The 1775-nt window shown below is 68.6% G+C and carries 2 protein-coding genes; both read right to left on the reverse strand.

Going from position 1 to position 1775, the window contains the following annotated elements:
- On the reverse strand, positions 1-429 hold a 429-nt coding region (locus AO501_RS14135; RefSeq protein ID WP_331457932.1), incomplete at its 3' end, for an EsaB/YukD family protein.
- Positions 426-1463, reverse strand: coding sequence for a MinD/ParA family ATP-binding protein (locus AO501_RS14140; protein WP_055578320.1), 1038 nt, complete (start codon positions 1461-1463; stop codon positions 426-428). The genes AO501_RS14135 and AO501_RS14140, both read right to left, overlap by 4 nt.
- Positions 1464-1775: the final 312 nt, after the last annotated feature.

Below are 1775 nucleotides of genomic sequence, written 5' to 3' on the forward strand. Positions count from 1 at the left end.
CACCCGCGCCGCCCACGCCGGGCTGACCCCGGGCCAGCGTGTGTGCAGTTCGCGCGCCACCGCGGTCGTGATGTGCTCGACAACGTTGATGCGGGCCTCGGTGTCAGTGGCATAGCGCAGCCACAGCTGCGCGCCGTCGACCACACCCTGCTCGCCCAAGGACAGTGCCGGTTTGAGTGCGCTGCCATCCACGCGGCACAACGTCCAGCGGCCCCGCGATTCGGCCACCAGCGGTGGCTGCCCCAGTTCCTCAAGACGGGCGGCGATTAGATCCACCAGCGCCGAGAGCTGCACCGACACCGGTGCCCCGGCATCGAGGACCACTCCGACCTTGGTGGCTCCGGCCAGGATCGCCACCAGGATCCGATCGGGCAGCACCGCCCCAGCTGGCGCCCCGGACGTCGCCTCCCGGCTGCGCTCTAGCGTCATCCCTGCAGCGCTCCTGCGGTGGCAAACCCATCACCCAACTCAGCGGCCAACTTCTGCAATGCTTCGCGGGTGTTTTTGCGCAGCGCGGGAAGATCCAGGGTGGCCGCATCCCGCAGGTGCTCGTCCCAGGGCACCGTCAGGACCGCCTTGACGCGCTTGCCCAGGGTTTGTTCGACATGGTTGACGAACTTCGGTGTCGCGCTGTGATTGGCGTCGTTGAGCACGATCACCGACCGTTTGAGCAGCTCATGTCCGCGCCGGGCCGCCAGCCAGTTCACCGTCTGTTCGATCATCAATCCGCCATCAATGGTGCAGGATCCCAGGATCATCAGCGCATCCGAGGACGACAGCACCGCTTTGAAGACATCGCCCTTCATCGCCGCACAGTCCACCAGGGCCAGCTGGTAGATCCGGCGGGTGCGGCTGATGGTTTCAAAGAACGCCTGCTCGTCAAAGGCGAACTCCGAGGCGACATTCTGATGGCTGGCCAGCACCTCGAGCCGCTCCCGGTTGCAGCCGGTGTAGGGCCGGGTTTTTGGGTGGGTCAGCGCGTCGGGATCGGCTAAGAACTCGCGCACCGTGGCCTTCATGGAGGGATCGATGAACCCGCCCAGACGCCCGCCGGTGTCATCGGCGTCCACCGCGATCACCCCGCCGCCACGATGGTGGGCGAACACCGACCCCACCGCCGCGGTCACTCTGGTCTTGCCGACCCCGCCCTTCATCGACACCGCCGCGATTTGATAGTTCCCCGGGATGTTGGCTGTGATGCGTTTCGTCCAGCCCTGCAGCTGCTTTTCGTAGTCGCCAGCGCCCAGATTCACCACCCGTCCGGTCACCATGTACACGGCCTTGCGCCACCCGATCGTGGCTGGTTCGCGACGCGTCTTGACCACCTCGCCGACCTGGATCTGGCGAAACGACTCCGCCCCGGCGTGCGGATCCGCCCGCGGCGCCCACCGTTCTTGCGGGTCGACCGCCGGCGTCCACTGCTGCGGCGGCACCGCAACGCGGTATTCCGCCAGGTGCGGCATGGCAGGGATCGGCGCCGGGCCGGGGGGCGCGGCAGGTGGCTCGCTGTCTTGTCGGCGCGGCGGCGCCGCGTTCCACGCCCCGCCCGCGCCCGGACCCCGCGACGCATCAGAAGCTAAGTGCGGGTGCCCAGGGCCATAGGACGCCGCACGGGAGGGCCCCGGCGGTGCGCAGGCCTGCTCAGGTGGCGGCGGGGGTGCCCGGTGCGTCACAGGAGAAGGCGCGAACAACGGGTCCCGCGCCGGCCGCAGGTCATTGTTGGGTGGGTGGGGGCCACGCGGTGGTGGCGGTATGGCTGCGTCCGGCTCAGGTAT

Origin of the sequence: Mycobacterium gordonae (genome assembly GCF_001417955.2) — a bacterium.
GTDB lineage: Bacteria > Actinomycetota > Actinomycetes > Mycobacteriales > Mycobacteriaceae > Mycobacterium > Mycobacterium gordonae_B.